Below are 6,000 nucleotides of genomic sequence, written 5' to 3' on the forward strand. Positions count from 1 at the left end.
ATATACTCAAAACCAGTATTAACATTGAAAGGACCATCTGACATTAAAGTTCCGTTTTCAGAGAATGTAATATACACTACATCATCATCAACGTCATCACCTGATATTCCAGTTCCTATCGCGTAAGTACTGTGATCAAATGAGCCTATAATCCACAAAGCCAATATATCTATTGAGCTGTCATCAATATCTTTATTAAATGTGAGTTTAATAGCATCTACTTGTCCATTTGAATCTCTGTCAACTCTTTCTACAGAAAGAACTCTTAAAACGCTATTCTCGTCTTATGCCATACAATATTATTTCATGGCTTTCGATTCGAGCCTACACCGTGCGGGCGACTTTCATCGCACACGGCGTTCCATCAACAGATAAAAAAGGTATAAAAATATTACATTGAGAAACTCCAACGCCCATTGTAAGTTCTCTCATCCCTCTTATCCGCTGACTGGGTTCCTTCGCTCCGGCCAGATTTCCCCTCCCCGCCTGTGTTACCACTACGGGTGCAAACGGCAGACCATCTTCACTACTACGAACCCGCCGCCATCTTACCAGCCTCACTGGTGCTACCCCACCTCTTCTGGCAAGACTTCAAACGTTCCACCTTGTCTATCCCTTCATTTGCTGACCTTAGGTCCCCACTATACAATACGAGAAAAACAGGTTTAACAGCCTGAATTGTTCCTGTTTCGTCTGTACGATCTCGCGTACACCGACTGTCGCCAAACCCCTAGCGCTTAACTACCTAGCAACAGTTATCTCGTATTGGGTCACCATGGATTCGTCGCCTGACCATAGCCAACTTTTAAGGAGCCCCGCCTTGCTTATGTTTTCACAAGTACGACTTCACCTGACTTCAGAGGGCTCAACGGGTTAGGTTGAACACCTTTGCAGGAGGATTAGGCTCATGAGAATACAGGCTGTTTCTCATGGATTGGGCTTTCACCAATCAATTAGAGAAGGCAGTTAGAGAAATTCTACAGTCTTGTCGGCAGCAATTTCTCCACTTACTTCACTCAAATGAGCTTATAAAGTAACGTTTCGTTATTTTTTTAAGGGGTTGGTGAACCATAATAACCATCATTACTATTCCTGCCTAACCACATAATTATGGTTTTCGGTCAGGCCTACACCGTGCGGGCGACTTTCATCGCACACGGCGTTCCATCGATTACAAGTAAAATGAGTTATGTATAGTGGACAGAGTTAAAATAAACAAATTCAGCTCTGTCCACAACATACAGATTTCTAAAATTACTTATAACCGACTGGGTTCCTTCGCTCCGGTCAGTTTTCTCCTCCCCGCCTGTGTTACCACTACAGGTGCAAACGGCAGACCATCATCACTACTACGAACCCGCCGCCATTTCATATGGATCACTGACGCTACCCCGTCTCCCCCTATGAAACTTCAAACGTTCCGTCCCATCTATCCCTCTTTTTGATGACCGTAGGTTCCCACTGCTCATTAGAAAGTTCAACCGGTTTAACAGCCTGAATTGTGCCGGTTGCCGCTACATCATTTCAGATGCACGGAACAGTGCTGAACTGCTAGCATTTTGACAGCATTGTTCTCTTTCTAACACCTCAACATGGGTTCGTCTCCTAACCATAGTCACCTTTTATGGAGCCCCGCCTCTTTCGAGTACGACTTCACCTGACTTCACCCCTTCGGCTTAGGTAGAGCCTCACTGGATGCAGGAGGATTAGGCACACGACTGATTGGCTGTTGTCGTGAACAGACATTTCATCTGTCAATTCAATGGAACGGTTAGAAAAGACCCCATACACATTCATAAGTATGGGGTACATTTTCCACTTCTTTTGCTCTAGCTGAGCTTATAAAGTGACGTTTCGTTCAATTATTCAACAGTTACAGATTTGAAGTTTGCCACGTTTCCAGCATCATCTTTAACGTCAAAGCCACTTGCTGCTTTAACAGTGAGGTTAGCAAGATCAGAAGGTTGGAACGTTGCTCCACCCGTAAGAGTCAATACAACCTTATTGCTGTCAGCAGTAGTATCAGTGTCTTCTGTGAATGCAGTAGCATATTTTACATTTCCAACGTAAATCTCAAAGTCTGCAACTGCAGTACCTTCTTTAACCGAATCAGCTTTTACAACTTCGCTGAAAGTAAGTGTAATAGTGTCACTATCAGTCAAAGTAGCAGAAATAACCGTAGGACGTACGTTTTCAAGCAAATTCTCAGTTGTTGTTACAGGGTCCATTGTTACACCAGTTTCAGATTTAACTCCAGAAACAGTAACAGTTTTGACGCCAGTAAATGTGCTGGAATCTTTAGCCAGTGTCAACTTAACAGTTGCACCACCAACCGCATTTGCAGTCAATTCAGCTTTCTCAATAGTGGAACCTTCGATGGAATAGTTAGCTTTGTTTGTTGCAGAAGCGCCATCCACCTTAGATTTGAAGTAAACTTCTACAGTGTTGGAATCAATTTGTTTGATACCATTTGTATCAGCCGTAGTAAGTTCAGGCTTATCACTAACAGCATCAGAGCCACGCGTTACAGAAACGCCAGTTTTTTCTTCGCTTGCGTTACCATTCAAGTCGTTAACCAATCCAGCAGGAAGGTCCACAGTATAGGTAGCTGCATCAGTCAGGTCAGTCAAAGCAACTTTGACAGAAGCAGACTTGTCACTTACCTGTTTGTAAAGAGTAATGTTGTCGCTAGAACCGCCCGTTGCCACAAGAGTTACATCTACAGACTTAGAAACAAAATCTTTTACATAATTAGGGTCTGCTGAATAGATTAAAAATCCAGTAACCACAAGGATTTTGTTTCGTTTTTATCGAAATCATGTGCAAGGAAATCAACAATTTCCCCTCAAATTCTTTGCATATGGTGCTGATCGGGATGTACTCATCCGTCTCTCATCGTGAAAACCAATTGCTTCTTCCGGTCGACCAGATTTACCGTACGCGGGAGAATCGAGCCTTCTGCAAGGCACATGACATTTGCTTGAGCGGTCCTACGCTTGGTCGTCCACCACAAGGCGAAGAGGCAGCGGAATAGCGGCTAGTCGAAAGGCAAGATGGGAGTGTACGCAATGCCATCGAAGGCAATTTCGGCGAGGGCAAGCGCAAGTATGGGATTGGCCGTATTCGAGCCCGACTTGCAACGATGAGCGAAGCCTTCATTGCGCTGCAACTGTTGGTGATGAACTTTGAGCGCAGGCTTCGAGTTCTTTTTTTCTCGTTGATGAAACAACTGTTTGTTGTGAGATGACCAGACTTCCGAACACTTTTTGACGTCTATGAATCGTTCAGCATACCCTAATTAAAAGTAAGTTTTTGTCCATCTGCAGCTGTAACATCGACATTTTCATTAAAGGTAATTACCAAATACTCTACACCATTGATTTTCTCTACCTTAGTAGATGCAACCACAGGTTTAGTAGTGTCAACATCGAAGTTTACTACTTTACTGAAAGTAGTACCTGCATTTCCACTCTTGTCGGTGAAGGCCGAAACTACTACTGTTTGCAATCCAGATGTTCCGGTTGCAAGAGTTGCAACGTATTTGGTTTTATCTGTAGCATCTTTTTTAAGGGTAGTTGCAGTGCCACCAATTGTAATTGTTGGGTCAGCACTCAGTTCCTCAGAGAACTTAACTTCAACTGCTTTGTTGCTCAGAGCAGTTACAGAAGCAACTGTTGGAGCAGTTGTATCCTCAGTGGAATACTTAATATTTTGTGTGAATGGGTTTGGAGAGAGCACCAGACCAGCATAATCAACTGCACCAACTACTGTAACTGTGATATCTTTGTTCTTCAGGTTATCGTTCAGGTTGCTCAGATCAATCTTAATACCCTCTGCTGTCAAGTTCGCAGTTACAGGAGGATTGGAGCCGTCTTGACCATTAGCTGGAAGTGCAGAGCCATCAGCAGCCACTTTGAAAGAAACAGTTCCCTTATCCTGCAATGGCTCGGAGAAGGTCAATACCGCTGTTTTGTTGTCACTGTACTTAACACTTGCGAATGTAGGTCTTACAGTATCTTTCGCATTAAACAGTTGAACTGTTTCTTCCAGTTTGTTGCCTTCTTCATCCTTAACTTGATCTTTAATAAATGTGATAGCGTAGGAACCATCGAATACTTCAGAAGAAGGAGCAGTAATAGTCAGAGTCTTTCCGTCCTTGCTAAGTTCCCCAGTTGCATTTGCACCACCGCTGTTATCACCAGTTGGATCTACAGTGATTGTATTGGTGTTAGAGCCAGTGACGTCAATTTTAATGCTATTCCCAATCAATCCGTTATCATTTGTGGTGTCAATCACAGAATCTTCGTCAACTGCAACGCTAAATTTAACTTCAATTTGTTTAGCGTTAATAGCACAAAACCCACTAGAAATTCCCAATTTTCTGGATAGCCTAAAAACCCATGCAACTCAAGGATTCCGGCAATCGGTTCGTCAGGTAGCATAGGAAAAGCCGAGTGAAAGCCGAGTAGTTTGTTGCAGAGCTTAGGAAAAAACGAGAAAAAGTAGAACGAGAAAAAACCGAAAAACTCCCCGCAAAAACCGCAGAAAACCCGAATGTAGAAACCCCCCCTTTTCTTGCAACAGATCAAAACCCCGCAATTCCCGTAACTCCCGATCAAAAAAAGAGATACTCAAACTTCCCTCACAACCAAATAGAGAAAAGGCACAGGTAGAAAGGAGAAGGACAAAAAAGGAATGGAAGGAGAAGGAAAAGGGATAGCAGGAAGAGCACGAAAGCCACTCGTAGAGAACGACTGATCGAGGAACCCTCCACCCCCAAAACGGTTAACTCACTATCTCCGTACTGTAGGTGGTGGTGTTTTCGTTTTTTAGAGACACCCCCTTTCGGAGCGGGAAAACGGGTTTTGCGGGAAACCCTTGTCCAGACTGCAACGAAAAGCGGGGAGTTTGTCCCGCTCCCCGCTACGCTTGCAACACGCTGTTCAGTTGTTCTTCGTACCCGTACTTTCGGAAAAACTCAGCCAGTGCCACTTCGAGGATGTCCCTCTGGGTGACATTGTATTCCTTACTGAAGTCGCTCAGGAGTGTCAGCACAGACGTCGGAAAAGCCAGTGTTTTGTTTGCTTTGGCCCCTCGGAACTTGTACCTGGGCAGGGTACCTTCGTTTTCCGTATCCAGAAGAGCGAACAGCTTTTCTTTTCGGGACAACAGGTAGTCCAGCAGCTGTTGGTAGTCTTCTAGGCCCTCCACAGGCTGAGAAGCGACCTGTGACGCAGCCGTTAGCGTGTCCCTCTGCTTTTTGCCGACACTCTCGCTGTAGACGTAGTTTTCTTGCTCGCTGTTCCAGACGTACCCTTGCCCTTTCATGTACTCGCCCATCTCGTCCACGGTGGCAAATCCGTTCTTAAGGGCGACCTGACGAATGTTTGCGTGGCTTTGGCTGAGCTGTCGGATGATCTGACCTGCTTTGCTGTTCAGAAAAAGGGCATCCTCTGCAACGGATGGTGTGTCTGTTTCTTCCGGTACGAACGTGTTGCCGTTCCAGCGGAATCCTCTCCTGCGAAAGTACTGGTCTACCGTGAACCATCCTTTGTGGCCAAAGTATTCGGTGATCTCCTGCTTGCTCTTCCCTTGTGCCAAGAGCGCAAGCGTTGTCTTGATTTTCTCGTCTTCGTACACGCTGGGATCGAATGGTGCCATGTTGTATCCCTCCTTAGAAATCGATGCGGTTTACGGCTTCCTGCAGGTCGGTCTGCTGGACGTGCAGGTACACCGAAGTTGTCTTGAGGCTGGCGTGTCCCAACAGGCGCTGGATGACGGCCACATGGGTATCCTTCTTGACCAGGTAGCCACCAGAAAATCATGCGCAGCCAGCCTATGATTGCGGAAGTGAGAAAAGAGAGAAGCCCAAGTGCAAGGGCAATCAAAATGCCAAAGAACAGAAGATCAGTCATGTGTGATTCCTCCTTGAAATGGAAAACGGCATCCTCCTTTTTGTGGGAGAATGCCTGTTTAGAGTAGGTTTACTGCCAGTTCCTT

The 6,000-nt window shown here is 45.1% G+C and carries 3 protein-coding genes and 1 pseudogene; 1 reads left to right on the forward strand and 3 read right to left on the reverse strand.

Annotation, left to right across the window (positions count from 1 at the left end; translation table 11 throughout):
- Positions 1-1,862: 1,862 nt before the first annotated feature.
- Entirely contained in the window at positions 1,863-2,789 is a 927-nt protein-coding gene (locus ACFSO0_RS05480; RefSeq protein WP_376877446.1) for a hypothetical protein, read from the reverse strand.
- A 122-nt stretch (positions 2,790-2,911) separates the two neighbouring features.
- Between ACFSO0_RS05480 and ACFSO0_RS05485 the strand changes: the two are divergent.
- Positions 2,912-3,247 (forward strand): annotated as a pseudogene (locus ACFSO0_RS05485) (transposase); the annotation flags it as partial.
- Between the two features lie 47 nt (positions 3,248-3,294).
- On the opposite strand, the gene ACFSO0_RS05490 reads toward ACFSO0_RS05485, so the two are convergent.
- The gene (locus tag ACFSO0_RS05490) at positions 3,295-4,377 is read right to left on the reverse strand and encodes a hypothetical protein (RefSeq protein WP_376877449.1); all 1,083 of its coding nucleotides are present in this window, start codon (positions 4,375-4,377) and stop codon (positions 3,295-3,297) included.
- 546 nt (positions 4,378-4,923) lie between these two features.
- A complete protein-coding gene (locus tag ACFSO0_RS05495; RefSeq protein ID WP_376877452.1) occupies positions 4,924-5,661 on the reverse strand; it encodes a hypothetical protein in 738 nt (245 codons plus the stop codon).
- Between the last annotated feature and the right edge of the window lie 339 nt (positions 5,662-6,000).

Origin of the sequence: Brevibacillus sp. GCM10020057, assembly GCF_042683565.1 — a bacterium.
Lineage (GTDB): Bacteria > Bacillota > Bacilli > Brevibacillales > Brevibacillaceae > Brevibacillus.

Bases quoted from the DNA above. Each gene is read 5' to 3' on its own strand.
- ACFSO0_RS05495 (WP_376877452.1), bottom strand. From the start codon at position 5,661: ATGGCACCATTCGATCCCAGCGTGTACGAAGACGAGAAAATCAAGACA.